Genomic DNA, 17,982 nt, shown 5'->3' on the forward strand with positions numbered 1-17,982 from the left:
AAGATTATCTTTCTCTGAAGATAATTCGGCCTCTAGTTAAGTCATAGGGGGATAGGGCAACCTTGACCGTATCTCCCGGAACGATTTTAATATAATGCTTCCGCATCTTTCCCGATAAATGAGCTAAAATAACATGTCCGTTTTTTAGCTCAACCCTAAACATAGTATTTGGAAGAGATTCCTTAACAATACCTTCCACTTCAATTGCTTCTTCCTTAGCCACAAGACCTCCAAAAAAAAATGAATAAATTTCAAAAAAGCATTTGCTTTTTTCTTAATTCAGCCGTATAATTCTAAAGTCTATTAAAAAAATTGTCAACTAGGAGAAGTGTATGAAAAAGAAGTTTATTGATGAAATGAAAGAATATTTGCTAAAAGAAAGGGAAGACATACTTACATCCTTGCAAAGAAATGATAAAGAGTATGAAGAAACCTTGGCAAACAGCATTCCAAAAGACTTTGCAGATCTGGCATCCTATAGCACCGATAGGGATATGATGGAATTTATAGGAGACAGCAATTTAAAGAAGCTTCAAAAAATAGATTCTGCACTGGAAAGGATTAGGGAAGGCAAATACGGTAAGTGTATAACTTGTAATCAGCAAATTCCGGAAGACAGACTTAAAGCCCTTCCATATGCATTAAAATGCATCGATTGCCAAACAAAGTCTGAAAAGAAGATGCACCCTCAAAATTAATCAAAAAGGTAGTATTATGATTTATAAAAGAAGCCTTGAAAGTTTCAAGGCTTCTTTGTATTTTAAGCAGCTCAAGCCTAGCCGAAAAAGCCTCCCGACATCATTTTAGCTTGTAGTCCCTTGTTTTTTGACACCTTCCTCATCATTTGACGGGTCTTTTCAAATTGCTTTAAAAGCTTGTTTACATCGCCTACAGAGGTTCCTGAGCCCTTTGCAATGCGTTTACGGCGGGGCGGCCCGATAATGCGGAAATTATCCCTTTCTTTTAATGTCATCGACTGAATTATGGCCTTTTGGCGTTTTAAAAGCGAGAGGTCCAGCTTATCCTTGTCTATTTGGCCTGAAAGCCCGGGAATCATATCAAGCATGGATTCCAATGGCCCCATCTTTTCGGCCTGCTCCAACTGCATGAGCATATCGGCAAGGCTGAAACTTTCGCTTTGCATCTTTTTTTGGAGCTTTTCCGCCTCTTCTTCATCATAAAGAGCTTGGGCTTTTTCGACAAGAGAAACAATGTCGCCCATGCCCAAGATACGGCTTGCAATGCGGTCGGGATAAAAGGGTTCAAGGTCTTCAAGCTTTTCGCCTGTTCCTATGTAAAAAATCGGCTTACCTGTTATGGTTTTTAAGGAAAGGGCGGCACCGCCTCGGGTGTCGGAATCGAATTTTGTAAGAATTAAGCCTGAAAGCCCTACCTGCTCATCAAATTCCTTTGCAACATCAACGGCGCTTTGACCGGTCATAGAGTCGGCAACAAGGATGGTTTCCATAGGTTTTACGGCAGATTTAATATTGACGATTTCCTTCATCATGTCTTCATCAATTTGGAGACGTCCTGCCGTATCGACTATGACCGTATCATAAAAGTTCTTTTTGGCAAAGGCCAGAGCATTTTTTGCGACCTTTACCGCATCCTTCGTTTCTTCTTTGTAAACGGGCACGCTGATGTTTCCGCCCAAAACGGAAAGCTGCTCTATGGCGGCAGGGCGGACAAGGTCGCAGGCAACCAGCAAGGGCTTTTTTCCCTCATTTTTAAGCTTTAAGGCCAATTTTGCGGCACTGGTAGTCTTTCCCGAGCCTTGGAGACCTAAAAAGAGGATTACCGATTGGGTGTCAGGCCCCCTTAGATCGAGGGCTTTTTTTTCGTCCCCTAAAAAGGAGGTCATCTTATCGTATACAATCTTTGTAAACTGCTGCCCGGGATCGACGGATTTTAGAACCCTTTCTCCCTTGGCTTCTTCGGCTGTAGCATTTATAAAACGGCGTACAACACGCAAGTTTACGTCGGCATCCAAAAGAGCCGTCTTAATTTCTTCAATTGTGTCTTCAATATTTTTTTCGGTAATTTTGGACTTGCCGCTCAATGAGCGCATTATCCCGCTGAATTTTTCGGTAATATTTTCGAGCATTACTTTGTATCTCCCTTTAGTAAGTTTTCTATTAAGTCAAGAGGTTTTAATTCTTTGTTTAAGATTTTATAAAGCCCCGAACATATGGGCAGCTTTAAATTTCTTTTTTCTGCAAGAATATTTAAATATTTACAGGCAACTACACCTTCGGGTAAATAGCCTATTTTATCGATATTTTTAATAAGATCATCCACATTTTCAAATGAAAGAAGAATCTTCTTTGTAATGATTTCATTACCGAAACGGCGGTTTCTGCCGTATTTACTTCGGCAAGTTACATCCAAGTCCCCTACTCCGGAAATCGATGTAAAGGTTTCAGGATGAGTTGCACCCATGGCGCGGCCTATTATCTGAATCTCGTTTAAGCCGGCAGCCAAAAGGAGGGATTCGGTATTGTCTCCAAAAATATCGGAGGTTACGGTTAAAGCGTCTAAAACACCGAAGGCTACGGCTACAACGTTTTTAGCGGCTGCACATACCTGTACCCCTATTATATCCAAGCTGGAATAAACAAGCAAATTCCTCGATTTTAATATTTCGCGGCACCGGATAGAGCACATCGGATTTTGAGAAGCGGCTATAAGACCTGTCAGCTTACCTTCGGCTACCTCCTCCCCATGGCTCGGCCCTGCTACATAAACCAAGTGATTTTTATAAAAGTCAGGAAGCATTTCCTCCAAAACATCTATTATAAACTTAGGTTCTCCGTTTTCATCTGGAATAAAGCCCTTAGTCAGTACCGCTATTGTAGGATAGGGCATTGCCCCATCGTCATGGCTAAAAGGAGCGAATTTCAGAAGCTCTTCAACAGTAGAAGTTAAATAAAGCGAAGGGCTTGCCAAAAAAATAAAGGCAGCATCTTTGCATACCGCTTCCATGTCCGTAGATGCAGAAACGGTTTTAGGCAATTTATGGTTAGGCAAATATTTTTCGTTTATATGGTCCGTATTTATCGAATCGGCAACACCGGCAGTGTGGCTCCAAAGCACAACCCTGTGTCCGTTTTTTCCAAGCGAACAGGCTACAGCCGTTCCCCAAGAACCGGCTCCGATAACGGCAATCTTATCGTTCACAAATTTCCCCCATTTGTTAAGTTCCCTGTTTATACAGTCTATCATTTTTTATTAAAAGTTTCAATAAACGTAAATTTAAAAAACAAGTATCTTTTCCGTTCTTTACAATTTGCAAATACTATGATATATTGAGCTTATGCGTAATAAATCAAAATTAGCCGGACTTTTACTTATTTTTTTAACTTTATTTGCCTTTTCATGCAAAAAAAATGAAACCTATGATGTATCGGTAGAAGATATATCTTTAGCTGAGGTTTTAGTAAAATCAAAAATTGTTATAGGAGTAAGTGCATATAACCCACCTATGAGCTTCTACAATAGCAAAAAAGAATTAGACGGCTTTGATATTGATGTTTTTAAAGAAATTGCAGATGTAATGAATATTGAGGCGGAATTTCAGACCGTAAACACCGGTGAAGTACTTCAGTTGATAACTAACGGCGATATAGATTGCATAGCATCAGGCTTTTCATATTCGGATGAAAGAACTAAATATTATGAAATGACTCAGCCCTACCTGCGCAATGCTGTAGTCCTTGTAACTCTAAAACAAAAAGAACTAAAAAATCTGGAAGATTTGAAGGGAAAAAAAATAGGAGGTCAAAAAGGCAGCCTAGGCATTTCTGTAATCAAAAATAATCCTGAACTGACGGCTAAAATTGCTTATGTTAGAGATACATATAATAATATCACGGAAGTTTTAGGCGACTTAAAAAATCTTGGGATTGATGCCGGCGTAGCCGATCTTTCGGCAATTATTGAATATTTAGCAAATGAGCCGGATGTATATAAAATATTCGGAGACGCCTTAGCTATGGACTATTATGTATATGCCTTTAAAAAAGGGAGTCTAGCCTTAAAAAACGAAGTGGAAAAAAATCTCTTAAAACTTGAACAACAAGGGACGCTTGAAAAAATTTCACGAAAATGGTTTGGAGCCGATAGGATAATTTTAGGAAAATAAAAAGGAATTATGGCTTTATGAAGAAAAATTTAAACTATGCTAAACTTGTCTTTATACTTCTTTTAACAGTATTGGAGCTTTCTGCATGCAGGCCTAAGGCTGTGCGTGTAAGAAAAAAAGAAAACGATATTTCTCTAGCAAAGGTCTTTGTAAAAAAGGAATTGATAATAGGGGTTAGAGACGATTATCCGCCTCTTTCCTTTCTAAACCTTTTTACAGCATCAGTTGAAGGCTATGATATTGAACTGGCTCAAGAACTATGCAGACGGCTAAAGGTTAAACCTGTTTTTAAGGTCATAAAATGGTCTCGAAGAAAAGAGCTTCTTAACAATGGAGATATTGATTGTATATGGGGAGCCTTTGGCTATAGCAAGGAAAGAGCAGAAGCCTATAGCCTTACAGCACCATATATAAGAGCGGCTATTATTTTCGTAGTAAAGGATGATTCACCTTATTATTCGATCCAAGACATAAAAGAAAAAAAAATAGGAGTTCTTTCTGCATCCTTTATGCAATCAAGCCTTAAAAAAGCCGAATTTACCTACGGAGTATTTAAAAATACTGTTGTATATCAAAAGGCAATAGATGCTGTTGCAGCCCTTGATAAAGGTGAGGTAGACTGCGTAGTTCACGATCTATTAGCTATAAACAGCCTTATGAAGTCGAGGAAAGAGCGCTATAGGGTGATTAATGAAGCTATAGCCTCAAAAGATTATATTATAGCCTTTAGAAAAGGAGACATTGCCCTGATGAAAGCAGTCGAATCTACTTTAGAAGAGATGGCTAAAAGCGATTTTTTAGAAAAAACAAGCAAAAAATGGTTTGATGCAAATATATCCATTGTAGGCCGCTAAACCTATAAAAAGAACCTTATTTTGTATAAACTGAAACTATCTCGCAAATGTAAATATAATGGAAATCTTTTTTTGGATATGAATCTATAATAATCTGCGGATCAACAAATAAATCCATATCAAATTTGCTTCGGTAGAGTTTTCGGCATACCAGAACGGTCTTAGCCTGTTCAAAAGATATAGCACCATCTTCAAGCATTATAGGCTTTAAGCCGGTTTCGCTTGCCTTATCTACATTACGGCCGGAAGCCGAACCGCAAAAAGCCAGCACATCTCTAGCCCACGAATCATTTTCTTCAAAAAAAGAAAGAGTTATATAATCTTCTTTATCGGCAAATTCGGAAGTATATCTGGTCGGCCTTATATAAACTGTAGCTGTAAGTTTATTCCACAAAAAGCCTATAGATCCCCAGCCGGCAGTCATCGTATTCCACTTACCTTTTTCCGTTCCGCATCCTGCAGTTACTAAAAAACCCTCATTATGAGAACCGGTAATCGATGAAACAGGTTTTATCAATTTATCCAGAATTTCGGCACTAGCCTTTTGCATTTTAAATTTTGACATAAATTACCTCCCAGTTTATTATATACGATAATCATTTTATGTGCAATAAGAAATTTTTCTTCTTTTCTATTTTTACATTTTATGATAGAATAGGTAAATGAAAAAGGTTTTGTGCATTTTATTTGCTGCCCTAATATTATCATGCCGATCGGCACAAATATCAAAGATAAAAATTGATCCGGCAAAAACGGACATTTATACATCTGAAAAAAACAAAGAAAGTTTTGCCGGCTTTCAAACGGAGGTAAGCTTTCCTCCGGAGGAAGAAAAATATGATCCTTCAATTTTACCGAACAACTTTATTCCTTTTAAGGCTTATACCGGACAGGGCTATCTTTACTTTCATACTGAAAATGTAAAAAAATTTCTTTTATATTTAAACGGGAAAAAAATAGATACAAAAAAAATCTGTAAAAATAAATATACTCAAATTTATATCGGAGATGAGGTAATAAACGGCACCAATAACTTACTCATTACAAATATTGAAGCCGAAAAAGATGATAAGGGCTTTTCGAAAACCTATACCTTATCGGTAAAAATTCCCTACCCTTCCATTATCAAAAAAGAAGAAAAATTAAATGATGTAAATTATAGGGCATTTCAAATAATAGATGACATCATGGAGGCTCAAACAGCAAACGGATTTCCCTCGATTCAGCTTGTAGTGGTAAAAAACGGAAGGATGATAAAAAACTCGGCCTACGGCTATATCAGCACCGTTGACGAGTTCGGAGAGCCCCTGATGCAAAAAAACCAAAAGCCTATCACAAAAGAAACTCTTTTTGATTTAGCCAGTAACACCAAAATGTATACGGTAAATTTCGCCTTACAAAAACTTATATCGGAAGAAAAGATTTCAATCTATGATAAGGTACAAGATTTTTTTCCTGATTTTAAGGACAAAAAAAAAGCTCTTTTTAAGGGAAAGAGTGAAATTACGGTTGAAGACTTATTAAAGCATCAGGCCGGTTTCCCGGCAGGGGCACAATATTATGTGAACAAAAAAATAACACAAAAAAAGAAAACCGATAAAAGACAAAATAAAGAAATTGTTTTAGAGCTGATTTGCAACACTCCCTTAATATATTCTCCGCGTACCGAGGTTTTATATTCAGATATAGATTATATGCTCTTAGGTTTGATTATAGAAAAAGTAACAGGCCTTCCCTTGGATCAGTATACGGAAGAAAATCTTTATAAGCCCTTAAATCTATCTTCGATTTGCTATGAACCATTAAAAAAAGGATTTACAAAAGAGGATATTACCACAACCGAAATACGGGCCGTCAAAAGAACAAAGGACGAAAAATTCAAAGACATAAAATACATGCCGGTTCACGGGACGGTACATGACCCTGAGGCTTACAATGCAATGGATCAGGTAAGCGGTCATGCAGGGCTTTTTGCAAATGCCGAAAGTATAGCAGTACTGGCTCAGGTCATGCTGAACGGAGGAGGATATGGAAATATCAAACTATTCGATTCGAGCGTTTTAAATTTATTTACCAGTCAGGGGAATTTTTTTTCGCAGGCAGGTTTAGGTTGGAGAAGGCAGGGACTCAATAACAGCTACGCTTGGGCTTTCTCACAGCTTGCAAGTGCAAACACAATAGGACACACAGGCTGGACGGGGACACTGACTCTAATCGATCCTAAAGAAGATTTAATAATCATAATCTTTACAAGCGCAAAAAACACTCCTGCCCTTTTCGGAAAAAACTTGCGCGGAAAATATGAGGGCGATTTTTATCTTGCAAAAAACTATGGAGCCGTTACAACGCTTATTTATTCCGCATTTAAAAACTATGATAATGCTATGCTGGACCAAATGCTTATAGAACTTGCGGTAGGCAGAAACGAACTTATAAATATGATTCCTGAAATTTATGACAACGAAGGTTCCCGCAAGGATTTGACAGCCATAATGGAAAGCATAAAAGAACAATCAAAGCAATCGGCAGTCCTAAAACAATTTTTAAAAAGTGAAAAAGCTATGGCCATACTTGCAGAAATTCAATCAAGGTACTCAAAGAAAAACTTGGCAAAAAAACAAACTGAAGGAACGGCAAAATGAAAAAGATGCTTTTTTTATTTTGGTTTTGCAGTCTTGCCCTCATGATTTTTGCAGAAAAAAAAGCAGGTAAGCCGGACAAGGCCGATTTTAAGATAGGCATTGAACGCGTAGACGAATTTTTTAATCTTTTTAAAGGAAAAAGAATAGGATTGATTACCAATCAAACAGGCATAGACTCTTTAGGAAGATCAAGCATCGAAATCTTATACGAAAAGACTAATCTTAAAGCTCTTTTTTCTCCGGAACACGGAATAAGGGGAAATGCGAGGGAGGGAGCCGGTATTTCCAACACGGTAGATAAAAAAACAGGCCTTACCGTTTACAGCCTTTACGGAAAAACAAAGCGGCCCACAAAAGAGATGCTGCAAGAAATAGATGTTTTATGCTTCGACATTCAGGATGTAGGGGCAAGGTTTTACACATATATTTACACAATGGCCTATGCAATGGAAGCATGCGCCCGTGACGGAAAAACCTTTGTTGTGTTTGACAGGCCCAATCCTATAAACGGCATAAACGTTGAGGGGAATATTTTGGAAGAGAAGTTTAAATCCTTTACGGGCTACTTTCCGATTGTCCAAAGGCACGGCATGACCGTGGGAGAATTAGCCTTAATGTTCAATAAAGAATTTAAGATAGGCTGTAACTTAAAAATAATCCCTATGCAGGGCTGGAAGCGTGAAGATTATTTTGAAGATCTTAATTTAATGTGGTTTCCGCCCTCGCCCAATATTCCTACAGCCGATACAGCCTTAGTTTATTCGGGCTTTTGTATCTTTGAAGGGGTAAACATTTCGGTAGGAAGAGGAACAACCATGCCCTTTAAATACATAGGAGCCCCCTATATAGATGCCGAGGCTTTAGCAGAAGCTCTAAATGCCCTCAAGCTTGAGGGAGTCTTTTTTAAGCCCGCCTATTTTACACCTGCCCTTTCGGTCTATAAGGATGAGATATGCGAGGGGGTTCAAATCATCGTCAGGGATAAAAACAAATTCTTGCCCGTAAAAGCTGCAATCGCGGTGATGTACACAATAAGGGAAATGTATCCCGATAAGTTTAAGATAAATAACTACCCTGCCGAACTCTGCGGCCTCAATTTATTAAGCGGAACAAACAAGCTAAGCTCGATGAGCCTTTCCTTAGATGAATACTTTAAATTTATCGAAAAAGACGAAAAGAAGTTTTTAAAGATGAGAGAAAAGTATTTGATATATTAAAAAGGACGGATGTCAATTAATTAATCGCTTCTACTTCTTCTTTGGAAAGACCCGATATTGTACAAATTTCGGCAATCGGGTAATTATGCATACGCATCAGCTTTGCCGTTTCGAGAGCTTTTTGGTATGCACCTTTATCAAGACCACGCTCAAGACCTTGCCGATAACCTTCGCTTATACATGATGCCCTGTCATGTTCATATTTCATACGGGAATCATATAGCCATTTATCTCTAGGACTCATTTCCATTATTTCTATCGTTGCATTGGCTTTTGCCATTATAGGGGATTCTTGTGCCAGCATATTACATACCTCCTCATCATCAATTAGGGGAGGAAAGACACTTTTTCGGATAAAAGATTTCTTTCCTCCCCTATAACCCCTCCTATCTTCAAAATAACCGCTTAGGGCTCTGCCCTAAGAACCCGTCTTATTTTGTAAATTTTTAGCATTACCTTTATTAAAGATATTACCATATAAATATCAATTTTTCAATAGTTTAAAAAAATGGTACGCTGGACAAACTCGCTGTTCCACCTGTTTTGAATTTCGATGTCGATAATCGTGTTATTCTTTAGGCGTAATTTTACGTCTAAGACTCCGGTTTTATCGCTTATCGAATCCTTATGAAACTCCTTATCCAAAAGTTCCAAGCCTGCGATTGTTTCAGGCGGAATATCCAATATACACTCCAAAAAATCCTGTAGTACATCCTTGTTTTCCTCCACTCCAAAAACTCGTTTAAAGGCATAGTCGTTGCGGAGGGTAATTTTAAATAGTTTTTTCATAATTAAGCCTCGTTAATAATTTTTTAAAGAAGAAAAACTTTTCCCCTTTCATAATTATTGTATGAAGAGTTTGCAATAAATAGTAAAATTTAAAAAAAGAATTACATTTTATTGATTATTTAACCGCAACGGACGCAAAGCGTTGAGCTTACACTCAACTTCGCAAAGGAATTTTTTAAAACTGCATCGATTACAAAAATCTTTTTATAATTTACTATTTTTTTCAAATAATAACTATAAATATAATAGGGAGGGGAAATGTTAAAAAATTAGGAGAACACAAATGATAAAAAAATTTGAAGATTTGACATTTACGGACGATTTTATGTTTTGTAAAGTTATGCAAAATCCGGATTTATGCAAAAGACTTATTGAAATGATATTATCCGATACAATAGGGAAAATTGCATATATTTCTGTACAGCATAATATTAAAAACTATGAACAGGCAAAGTCAGTGAGATTTGATGTTCTGGTACAAGCAGAAAACGGTAAATTTTACGATGTAGAAATGCAGGTAAGTAACGAGAAGAATATACCTAAAAGAATGAGATTTTACCAAGCAGCCATTGATATTTCATTCTTGGATAAGGGAAATTCTTATAACAATTTAAATGATTGTTTTATAATTTTTATCTGTACTTTTGATGCCATCGGTAAAAATAGGCCTATTTATACTTTTAAAAATATCTGTCTTGAAGATAAAAATATATCTTTACAAGATGGAACGAAAAAGGTTATAATAAACGCAGAAGCCTTTAAGGACACTGAAGACAAAGAATTAAAAGAATTTTTAAAATACCTCAAAACAGGTAAACCAAATAATGAATTTACAAGGAGGATAGAAAAAATGATACAAACAGTAAAACAAAATGAACAGGCAAGGCAAGAATACAGATTAATGTCAACTTTTGAAATGGATATTAAGGATAGGGTTAAGAGAGAAACAGCCAAACTTATGAAAAACAGAGGTTATCCCATTTCCGAGATTTTGTTAATGACCGGACTTCCCGAAGAAGAAATCGAAAAACTGTAGATTATACAGGCGGACATCCTGTCCTCTTTAGCAGCCAAAATTCCGCTTAGGGTCTCCCGCCCCTAAGAACTCGCATTGTTATCAAATTTTTAGTTTAATCTTTAGCTGAGATTGAAAACAGAGGGATTGCGGTAAGTCTAAAGACGGTTCTGCAGAACACTCTGCCTCTCGTCCGAGTGGAGGGTATACACTCGTTCGAGTGTTCGGATAATTCATACACATCATAAGATTTGCTATTTCAAGTTTGTTTTTGTATGAGCCATCGGAAAATCCTTGTTTCTATCCTCAGTCAATTACCTTCTTCCAAGTTTTTATAGTACTCATCTATTTCCTCCTGTTCGGCAAGGCGTGCCGAAATAATTCTGATTGCAGTTTTACGTTCGGTATAGATAACAGTCAACACCTTATTTACCATACCGATTGTTTTGTACCTATGCTCATCTATTGAAGAATGTTCTGCATCATACCGCCTATGTCCTTATCTATTATTATACCACAACTTCGGTAATTTTGTAAGGGTATTATTTAACCGCAGGGGGCGCAAAGGCCGCTGAGATTTTTTTTATAATTTACTATTTTTTTTAAATAATAACTATAAATATCTTTGCGTAGACAACCTTTAAATTTCGCCCAGAACCTTTGTTTCCTAACTCAACCAAAGAATTGACCAGAAACTTTGTAACAATGCGGGATTCCAAAGGGCTGCAAGTCCTTTGGCAGCGCGAGTACAACCAGCGGAGCTTCAAGGTAAAAAGGGATGGGGTCAAAGGGGAAGGTATAACCAACGAAGTTTCGAGGTATAAAACCACCGCTCTGACTTGAAAAACCCGTAAGGGAACGGGGGTTGTCCTTTCCTCTTTTAGAGGTTATAATAAATGCAGAAGGCTTTAAAAACACTAAAGATAAAGAATTAAAAGATTTTTTAGAATACCTTAAAACCGGCAAAGCAAAGAGTGAATTTACAAGGGGGATAGAAGAAATGATACAAACAGTAAAACAAAACGAACAAGCAAGGCAAGAATATAGGTTAATGTCGACTTTTGAAATGGACGCTATAGAAAAAGGGATTTACCGCAAAGCCATAGAAACAGCCAAACTTATGAAAAACAGAGGTTATCCCATTTCCGAGATTTTGTTAATGACCGGGCTTCCCGAATCTGAAATCGAAAAACTGTAAATTAGGGGAGGAAAGAAACTTTTTCGGATAAAAGATTTCTTTACCTCGAAACTCCGTTGGTTGTTACCCTCCCCTGGAGCCCGACGCGGCACCTTATAAGGTCCATACCGTTTTTTAGCAAAAAAAATTTTCGAGCCGCTAAAGCGGCTGACACAGTGCAGGTCATTCTTATTTTCAAAAATTTACTGCACCCAACAACACATTTTGCCTGTTCGGTTTCACCGCTTCGGGCGGCTTACGCTGCGCCCTCAGCTGCTCAACCTCTCCGGCAAAATGTGTGAACTTAGGGCCGGCAAGCCAAGCGGAAACCAAGATTGTAGTACCTGCCGTCAGGACTGTAGTAGTACCGTACGCCTACAGAGCAGAAGTCCGCGTCGTAGTACCAGCTGCCGCCGCGTAGAACACGGTAAGAGCCAGACGCGGCACCTTGAGGATCGGTAACAATACCGCCTTGCTCATAAGCAGCATCGTTTGCTGTAGGATTATTATTCCACCAATCAAAACACCATTCCCAGACATTCCCGCTCATATCGTGTAAACCAAGTGCATTCGCCCGCTTTTTTCCTACCGGATGGGTTTTATTGTCTGAATTAGCACGATACCATGCAACGGCTTTTGTCTCATCCGCATTATTCCAGTCAGCTTTAGCTCCGCTTGCACTGTTTAGTTTGGTCAGCCATACATCGCCGTACTTTTCAGCATTTGTTGTATCGCTTCCCTGCCAACGGGCCGCATATTCCCACTCGGCTTCGGTAGGAAGCCTAAAGCCTTTTTTACTCTTGTCAAAATATGCTGCATCGCAAGCCGTTCCATCCCTTGCATTCTTTAATACTGCCGGGTCGTTTGCACTCTTTCGGTATACACATTCATCTGCTGAACTGTTTATCATCTCCGTATACGCATTACACCATACTATACAGTCCCGCCAGCTTACCATTGTTACAGGATGATTTTTGTTTGCTGTAGGAGGCTTGCCTATGTTTGCATAATTAGGATAACCACCTCCGCCGCCTGTGCCGTCCCAACCTTCAAGCCCTTTGTTTGCAAAGGTGTAGCCCTGACTTTCTGCCCACATACGCACTTGATACCATAACTCGTATGTTACCTCTGTCTTGCCTAGCTTGTAGGGGCTTAATTTTACCTTACGGCCGTCAATAAATACGCCTTTCCACCGAGGTCCATTTTCGGGTAAGGCGTAGTCAGGGGCAACGCCTTCAATACCGTTTGCAGGAGGGGTTATTTTTACAAAGCCGTCGCCTGTGTCTTCAAAAGAGCCTACATCGGGCGGCGTGTTCTCAAAGCTCACCTTCACGTCAACCGCTTTTGTTACGGTATGGGTATAGGAATTCTCCGCGTTGCTTATAACGGTGCCGTCTACTTTCCACTCTTTTACCTCATAGCCTGCATCCGGCTCTGCGGTAAAGACAACAGACTTGCCCTTTTCGACTTCATTGCCCGAATTGATTTCGCTGCCGTCAACTGTAGCTTTAAGCGTGCCGTTTGCACCGTCCACGCCGAAGGTAAGGGTGTATTTGGGAAGCTGAGGCTCCGGAACCTCCGGGTTTTCAGGGACTGCCGGTTCCTGAGGATTGGGTAGCTGCGGTTTTTCAGGTACGGAACTTGCATTCCCCGAATTTTTATCCAGCATGTTCTTAAAAAACGGATTTTTACAAGCCGAAACCGATACCAAAAGTATCGCCAAAAATAAAACAAAATTTTTTTTCATATTCTAAATCCTCCGCTGATTCCTATTGCCCAGATTACGGGATAGCCGCCTCTTAGATAGGGTTCGATAAAAAAGTTGTTTATTGTAAATCGGTAACCGAATGCGGCTTCACCGAGGGCATACATAAAAAGTTTTGAAGGCTCACTTTCTTTTAGGCCGAAAACGGCACCGCCTTCCAATTGGATAAAAAAGCCCGAATCCCGTTTTTTTATCTTTAAAAAATCATAAAAGTTCCAACGGAATAAGAGAGCGGCATCAAAAATATGATGTTTTTTAAAGTCATTGGAATAAAGAGCCTTTGCTCCCAAGGATAGGTGCCCTATTTTGAGGTTTAAAGGAAGCATAAAAAGGGTGTAAAGCCCCGTGCCCATCGCATAACCGTCAGGCGAATTCATATTTGCCTCGGCTAAGAGTCCTAATGACCAGTTAAAAGTTTTTTTATCCCTATCGGCAAGGGAGATTCCCATTGAAGGTTTTTCAGGCTCGGGCGGTTTAGCCGAAACCTCACTCTCTTTTGCCGCAGATACTTTAGGCTCTTTTTTAGGTGCTTCCTTCCCAGGCGTTTTTGTAGGTACAGCCCTTTTAGGCTCTTCCTTTTTAAGTTCTTTTTTAGGTTCCGTATTTTCGCTCTCCTGTTTAGGCTTTTCAAGCTCGGCAGTTTCTATTTTAGAAAGCTCCGCCTGTGCTTTAGCAGGCTGTCCCAAAGGGAGTTTCAGTTTTTGATAAATCGCAAGTGTCCCCGCTCCTACCAGCCCCAAAAAAATGAGAATCAACACAACTATCTTCCAATGGCCTTTCTCCATAATATCTATTATAGCACATCAATGAAAATTGTCAAACCCAAAATTCGGCATAATTTATAAATTATGAATTCCCCACCATTCTGCCAGCATCGCCCGAGCTTCTTCCTGTAACGAAGGAACTACGCAGACTTCCAGCTGCTTGAGGTTATCGGCATAGTGAGCACGGCCTAAATCCCGTACTGCTTCGCGTATCTCGCTGCCGATAGCAGGGTGTTCATCCAAATAAGAAAAAATAATGGTAAAAACCGAAGCGGCCGAGCACACTTTTTGCCATCCGGTAAGACCGGTGATTTGGCGGCGGGAAGTAAGGCCTGTATTGATACGGTACTTGTACACGGTATCGGGTATGCCTAAGTATTTAGCGGCATATAAGGCTATAAAAAAATAGAGAAGCATATCTTCCGCCATCGTACAATAGGTAAACGGAATTTCGCCATACGCTTTTTGAACAAGGGCTGTTTTAAAAAGCTTGCCGCATAAAAAACCGGCATAGAGATGCTCGATAAAAAAACCGCGGAGAATCTCATCACCGGTAAGCGTTCCCTGATGTACATGCGCCGCTTTTCGTGCAAAGCCCGCAATGCGCGCTTCGGGTTCGTTCTCCGTACCGAATACGGCAATGCTGCCGTGCACAATATCCGCACCGGAGGCACAGGCGGCTTCGCACAAGATGCGGAGCGCCGCAGGCGGCAGCTCATCGTCGGGGTCGGCAAAAGCGAGATACTTCCCCGATGCCGCAGTAACCGCTGTCCGGCGCGCTTCAAGCGTACCGAGATTTTTTCCGTGTTCCAAAAACACGAGCGGCAGCCCCCGCTCCTTAAACCGCTTTGTGTATGTTTTAACAATACTACGCAGTTCTTTTGTGCCGGGGCTTCCGTCGTTTACAATAATAGTTTCAAAAAGCGGCGCATCTTTTTGCACCAAAATACTATCTAAAAACCGCCCGATCAGCCCCTCTGTCCCGTACACGGGAACACAGAGGCTGACGAGCGGCTTATGCTGTGCAGTAAGCCGTAAGCGTGCTGCACAGCGTTCTTTAAAACTCATCCTACGATTTAGTTCCACTCAAAACCGGATTCTTGTAACGTCTTAGAAAAGCTGCCGCCCGAATTCCCTTCGCCTTGTAAACTGCCTTTCAAATCGTACTCCAATACCTTGTCGGCATTTTTACAGTAAGGCTGATCAGGGTGACTAGCCAGTCCCTCTTTACCCCATGCACCGTCCGAGGCGATGATGAACCTAATCCGCTCGGCTTCGTCGTATTTTACGGCAATAAAGCGATAAAAGCCGTAGCCGACTTCATTCCCTGCCGTACCTACAGGGTCCTTTTTGGCCAATTCGACGGCACTGCCGGAGAATCCATCTTTCGTACTGCCGATTTTATACAGCTTGCCGCTGTTTTTAAAGGTATCAGCTTTGTAATTGAAACTAGTTTTTTTCATACCGTACTCTTCTTTTGAAGTGACGGCATACAACACACCGTCGAAAACCTGTAAGTCGTTAATAGCGCTCATAATTTTCGTATACGGGGGATAGGTAGGACCGCTAGGTTCGGTAGGAGTCGGTTGGAATGCCCCGACATCGATCGTTCCTTTATCGGCTCCGTCCTGCTTGTCATATTTCTTTACCGATAATGTATAACCGGCAGGAGATATGCTCATTGTCCTTGTGCCGACAAACAGCCCGTCCTTATTTGCAGCAAGCGCGGTAACGGAAGTATCAGACGCAATAAACGTCACATCATACCCCATAATCGGTGTCGCAGTACTGAACGGAGCGCCTAAAGACCAGCTCTTTTTTTGTATATGCCCGTTATGACCATTCTTATATGCATAATACAGACTGTTCTGCCCATTGGAAATATCTACCGCAATCGCAGAAACAGTACTGGATGTTAAAACCGAGTCTACACCCGGCTTCTCATATGAACCGTCTTCTTTCAGCTCAAAGCGTCTAACGTTGTAATTAGAATCTTTCCACAAAATATACAGATTTCCGTCCTGGTCGTAACAGAAAACATCGGTAGGCTGCACGGAGTCTTCAAAAAGCTTATTCGTCGCGGAAAATGCTTCCGTTCCGTCTGTGCTTATCCAATAGTTCATGGGGGAAAGAACCATGGCAGGGCTTTGCTTTTCCCACAGCAACATTTTCGTATTGGGCTTTTTGTATACGGAATGCTCGGCAAACCACGTCACGTTACCCGCATCGTAAAACGACATGCCGTTCGTTTTACGGTTGAATGCGGCGATGAGGTTTTGATTGCCAATAATCCGCCAATTTTCGTTTACATATTGAATATCAATACCGTCATCCGCAATGTAGATATTATCTTCGTCGTAGCCGATAAAACCGACGGGATTGGAAAAATACTGTGCATTAAAGGCGATGGGGTCTCCGGTTGAAGCAGCAGGATTAAGCCCTACCTTAGTTTTATCGGTAAACGTACTGCCGGAATATTTATAACATACGAGCTGACCAAGTGCGTATAGTTTTCCGTGATGCAATTCCTGCTCTTTAAGCAAGCAGTACACACCGTCCTCGTCGGCAAATAGTCCGGTACACTCAGTAAGATTATTGCCGAAGTCACTACCTGTGCGAAGTTTAGCCAACGGTTTTCTAGTTGCCTGCGATTCAAATTTTAAAAGCTTAGCACCGAAATGACTGGACGCATCTTCAAATTCAAACTTACAGGCAAACAAGGTATCATTATACACAGCAAACAGTACATCATCATATACCGCAACGGCACTGGAACTCGGCACTGGTGGCGACAGAGACGGGAAGTCATCGCTTTCAAAAGATTCAAACGAATGATCTTCTTTCTCCTTGAAGCAATAGACGGTATTCTCTTTAAACAAAAAGATATAGTTATCGTCCTGATCAATCGCTATATTATCAATATCGCTGATCCCATTAGGAAGCAAAGGAGACAGCTTAGCGGCAAGGGCAGCTTCAAATCCGGCATCCTCATTGCCGTCAACGCCGAAGCGTTTAAGATGAGTAGAAGAATCATCTTCATACAGTACATATATTCTGCCGATTTTGTCCCGTGCCGTTACCGGCTTTTTACCGACAATAATTCCATCGAGCAGTATTTTACCGTTTTGCGTACTTAAGGATAAGATATTGCTCCCTGAAGGATGTTTTCCCTTAATAGAGAACAACAGATTGACAACACCTTTCGACTTTTTAGACAGCTTTACATAAACCTTATTGGGTCCTGCCGTAACTGTATGCTCGGCATACCCCTTCCATTCTGCAAGATAACTGCTTAAAGTAACTATTATCTTTATCTTTTCGCCTACAGGAATAAGTTCAACCAGAGACTTAGATTCTTCGGCACCTAGTTCTCTTGTTATTGTATAGCCATTCTCTCTGATTATATTGATTTTCATAGGCGAAGACGAAAGATCGGGCAGCCCGTTGGAGGAGTCCAAGACTCTGGCTCCTTCGGGAAGGCTTCCGTCAAAGCTTAAAATAAGCTCGCCATATTCTTCTTTTAAAAATAAATTACAGGATGACACCATCAAAACAAGTATCATCAACATAAAAAATAACGTCTTCTTCATAAAAAACCTCCTATAATAAAGGCGA

General features: G+C 40.2%; 15 protein-coding genes and 2 pseudogenes. 7 read left to right on the forward strand and 10 right to left on the reverse strand.

Annotated features, from left to right (window positions below):
* Window positions 1-4: 4 nt before the first annotated feature.
* The gene (gene infA, locus E4N78_RS09455; RefSeq protein ID WP_002668257.1) at window positions 5-223 is read right to left on the reverse strand and encodes a translation initiation factor IF-1; all 219 of its coding nucleotides are present in this window, start codon (window positions 221-223) and stop codon (window positions 5-7) included.
* 109 nt (window positions 224-332) lie between these two features.
* Between infA and E4N78_RS09460 the strand changes: the two genes are divergently transcribed.
* Window positions 333-698: a TraR/DksA family transcriptional regulator gene (locus E4N78_RS09460; protein WP_255810310.1), complete on the forward strand. Its 366-nt coding sequence runs from the start codon at window positions 333-335 to the stop codon at window positions 696-698.
* Window positions 699-775: 77 nt separating this feature from the next.
* Here E4N78_RS09460 and ffh read toward each other — a convergent pair whose 3' ends face one another.
* Window positions 776-2,107: a signal recognition particle protein gene (gene ffh, locus E4N78_RS09465; RefSeq protein WP_255810312.1), complete on the reverse strand. Its 1,332-nt coding sequence runs from the start codon at window positions 2,105-2,107 to the stop codon at window positions 776-778.
* Window positions 2,107-3,180 (reverse strand): NAD(P)H-dependent glycerol-3-phosphate dehydrogenase, encoded by a 1,074-nt coding sequence (locus E4N78_RS09470; RefSeq protein WP_255810313.1) that lies wholly within the window; start codon window positions 3,178-3,180, stop codon window positions 2,107-2,109. Before E4N78_RS09470 ends, ffh begins: the two co-directional genes overlap by 1 nt.
* A gap of 136 nt (window positions 3,181-3,316) precedes the next feature.
* On the opposite strand from E4N78_RS09470, the gene E4N78_RS09475 reads away from it, so the two are divergent.
* Both E4N78_RS09475 and E4N78_RS09480 read left to right on the forward strand, forming a co-directional pair.
* The gene (locus tag E4N78_RS09475) at window positions 3,317-4,144 is read left to right on the forward strand and encodes an ABC transporter substrate-binding protein (RefSeq protein WP_255810314.1); all 828 of its coding nucleotides are present in this window, start codon (window positions 3,317-3,319) and stop codon (window positions 4,142-4,144) included.
* 17 nt (window positions 4,145-4,161) lie between these two features.
* Window positions 4,162-4,998, forward strand: coding sequence for a substrate-binding periplasmic protein (locus E4N78_RS09480; protein WP_255810315.1), 837 nt, complete (start codon window positions 4,162-4,164; stop codon window positions 4,996-4,998).
* Between the two features lie 16 nt (window positions 4,999-5,014).
* Here the strand turns inward: E4N78_RS09480 and E4N78_RS09485 are convergent, their stop codons facing one another.
* Window positions 5,015-5,563 (reverse strand): hypothetical protein, encoded by a 549-nt coding sequence (locus tag E4N78_RS09485; RefSeq protein WP_255810316.1) that lies wholly within the window; start codon window positions 5,561-5,563, stop codon window positions 5,015-5,017.
* Between the two features lie 97 nt (window positions 5,564-5,660).
* Here E4N78_RS09485 and pbp4b point away from each other — a divergent pair, with 97 nt between their 5' ends.
* Both pbp4b and E4N78_RS09495 read left to right on the forward strand, forming a co-directional pair.
* Window positions 5,661-7,640 (forward strand): penicillin binding protein PBP4B, encoded by a 1,980-nt coding sequence (gene pbp4b, locus E4N78_RS09490; RefSeq protein WP_255810317.1) that lies wholly within the window; start codon window positions 5,661-5,663, stop codon window positions 7,638-7,640.
* Window positions 7,637-8,857 (forward strand): exo-beta-N-acetylmuramidase NamZ family protein, encoded by a 1,221-nt coding sequence (locus E4N78_RS09495; RefSeq protein ID WP_255810318.1) that lies wholly within the window; start codon window positions 7,637-7,639, stop codon window positions 8,855-8,857. Before pbp4b ends, E4N78_RS09495 begins: the two co-directional genes overlap by 4 nt.
* A 16-nt stretch (window positions 8,858-8,873) precedes the next feature.
* Here the strand turns inward: E4N78_RS09495 and E4N78_RS13855 are convergent.
* A pseudogene (locus tag E4N78_RS13855) lies at window positions 8,874-9,646 on the reverse strand (Rpn family recombination-promoting nuclease/putative transposase).
* A 283-nt stretch (window positions 9,647-9,929) separates the two neighbouring features.
* On the opposite strand from E4N78_RS13855, the gene E4N78_RS09510 reads away from it, so the two are divergent.
* A complete protein-coding gene (locus E4N78_RS09510) occupies window positions 9,930-10,682 on the forward strand; it encodes an Rpn family recombination-promoting nuclease/putative transposase (protein ID WP_255810319.1) in 753 nt (250 codons plus the stop codon).
* A gap of 289 nt (window positions 10,683-10,971) precedes the next feature.
* On the opposite strand, the pseudogene E4N78_RS09515 reads toward E4N78_RS09510, so the two are convergent.
* Window positions 10,972-11,130 (reverse strand): annotated as a pseudogene (locus E4N78_RS09515) (BrnT family toxin); the annotation flags it as partial.
* A 396-nt stretch (window positions 11,131-11,526) separates the two neighbouring features.
* On the opposite strand from E4N78_RS09515, the gene E4N78_RS09520 reads away from it, so the two are divergent.
* Window positions 11,527-11,859, forward strand: a complete 333-nt coding sequence (locus E4N78_RS09520; protein WP_255810320.1) for a hypothetical protein — start codon at window positions 11,527-11,529, stop codon at window positions 11,857-11,859.
* Between the two features lie 283 nt (window positions 11,860-12,142).
* Here the strand turns inward: E4N78_RS09520 and E4N78_RS09525 are convergent, their stop codons facing one another.
* The 4 genes from E4N78_RS09525 to E4N78_RS09540 form a co-directional block, all read right to left on the reverse strand.
* Window positions 12,143-13,372, reverse strand: coding sequence for an SUMF1/EgtB/PvdO family nonheme iron enzyme (locus tag E4N78_RS09525; protein ID WP_255812348.1), 1,230 nt, complete (start codon window positions 13,370-13,372; stop codon window positions 12,143-12,145).
* Window positions 13,373-13,581: 209 nt separating this feature from the next.
* Window positions 13,582-14,388 (reverse strand): hypothetical protein, encoded by an 807-nt coding sequence (locus tag E4N78_RS09530; protein WP_255810321.1) that lies wholly within the window; start codon window positions 14,386-14,388, stop codon window positions 13,582-13,584.
* 54 nt (window positions 14,389-14,442) lie between these two features.
* Window positions 14,443-15,435 (reverse strand): glycosyltransferase family 2 protein, encoded by a 993-nt coding sequence (locus E4N78_RS09535; RefSeq protein ID WP_255810322.1) that lies wholly within the window; start codon window positions 15,433-15,435, stop codon window positions 14,443-14,445.
* An 8-nt stretch (window positions 15,436-15,443) separates the two neighbouring features.
* Window positions 15,444-17,957, reverse strand: a complete 2,514-nt coding sequence (locus E4N78_RS09540) for a hypothetical protein (protein WP_255810323.1) — start codon at window positions 17,955-17,957, stop codon at window positions 15,444-15,446.
* Window positions 17,958-17,982: the final 25 nt, after the last annotated feature.

It is taken from the genome of Treponema denticola (assembly GCF_024400535.1).
In the GTDB taxonomy this organism is placed as follows: domain Bacteria; phylum Spirochaetota; class Spirochaetia; order Treponematales; family Treponemataceae; genus Treponema_B; species Treponema_B denticola_C.

Excerpts from the sequence above, each read along its gene's own strand:
- E4N78_RS09495 (WP_255810318.1), top strand. The coding sequence starts at position 7,637 with ATGAAAAAGATGCTTTTTTTATTTTGGTTTTGCAGTCTTGCCCTCATG.
- ffh (WP_255810312.1), bottom strand. The coding sequence starts at position 2,107 with ATGCTCGAAAATATTACCGAAAAATTCAGCGGGATAATGCGCTCATTG.
- E4N78_RS09475 (WP_255810314.1), top strand. The coding sequence starts at position 3,317 with ATGCGTAATAAATCAAAATTAGCCGGACTTTTACTTATTTTTTTAACT.
- E4N78_RS09460 (WP_255810310.1), top strand. The coding sequence starts at position 333 with ATGAAAAAGAAGTTTATTGATGAAATGAAAGAATATTTGCTAAAAGAA.
- E4N78_RS09480 (WP_255810315.1), top strand. The coding sequence starts at position 4,162 with ATGAAGAAAAATTTAAACTATGCTAAACTTGTCTTTATACTTCTTTTA.
- E4N78_RS09485 (WP_255810316.1), bottom strand. The coding sequence starts at position 5,563 with ATGTCAAAATTTAAAATGCAAAAGGCTAGTGCCGAAATTCTGGATAAA.
- E4N78_RS09510 (WP_255810319.1), top strand. The coding sequence starts at position 9,930 with ATGATAAAAAAATTTGAAGATTTGACATTTACGGACGATTTTATGTTT.
- pbp4b (WP_255810317.1), top strand. The coding sequence starts at position 5,661 with ATGAAAAAGGTTTTGTGCATTTTATTTGCTGCCCTAATATTATCATGC.
- E4N78_RS09530 (WP_255810321.1), bottom strand. The coding sequence starts at position 14,388 with ATGGAGAAAGGCCATTGGAAGATAGTTGTGTTGATTCTCATTTTTTTG.
- E4N78_RS09540 (WP_255810323.1), bottom strand. The coding sequence starts at position 17,957 with ATGAAGAAGACGTTATTTTTTATGTTGATGATACTTGTTTTGATGGTG.
- E4N78_RS09535 (WP_255810322.1), bottom strand. The coding sequence starts at position 15,435 with ATGAGTTTTAAAGAACGCTGTGCAGCACGCTTACGGCTTACTGCACAG.